The 591-nt window shown below is 37.4% G+C and carries 1 protein-coding gene; it reads right to left on the bottom strand.

The window, feature by feature from the left end; all coding sequences use genetic code 11:
- Nucleotides 1–111: 111 nt before the first annotated feature.
- On the bottom strand, nt 112–591 hold a 480-nt coding region (locus CJF42_RS26065), incomplete at its 5' end, for a hypothetical protein (protein ID WP_212668877.1).

Here is a 591-nt window from a genome sequence, read left to right as displayed (position 1 = left end):
AATTCTACAGCCTCAACGCCGCAATAAGCGGCTAAAAACGCTTGGCTTTAATTAGTGAGGTACGAACTAAGCCAAGTTTTTTTAGTCCGTACTTGATTGCTTTGTTATGTATCACATTAAGTCAAAGCAAGAATCTTTATCACCCTCAAGCCATTTAAATACTGATTCAGTCGCCGTTTTCCACTTAGTTGAATCATTAAGCAAATAAACCTTTATATTAGTTGGGCAAGATTCTGTTTTTTGTAGCTCGATAAGTTGAAGAAAACCACCTGCAACGGGGTTAATGTGTTCGACTGATATTTTGGCAGATGTTCTATCTTTGGAAATTAAACCTTCAATACGATCTTCACTAGATAGTGCCATATAAGAACCTGCTGCAGGAACGATTGTACCTTCAGAGCCACCATGACAACGAGCTGTATTTTTAGTAATGATTTCATATACTTCAAACAAGTCTGTTTGGGCGCACTTAGATTCGATTTTATAGTGGTTTGTTCTTAACTCTTGCTCCGATTTAGGAAGAGAAACACAGCCTGCTAATAGAGCGAAAAGAACAACAAAACTTAATTTTTTCAACACATTCCTCCGTGA

The sequence above is a fragment of the Pseudoalteromonas sp. NBT06-2 genome (assembly GCF_002276045.1).
In the GTDB taxonomy this organism is placed as follows: domain Bacteria; phylum Pseudomonadota; class Gammaproteobacteria; order Enterobacterales; family Alteromonadaceae; genus Pseudoalteromonas.
The sequence above is the reverse complement of the archived record's forward strand: the minus strand, read 5'-3'. Positions and strand labels throughout refer to the sequence as shown.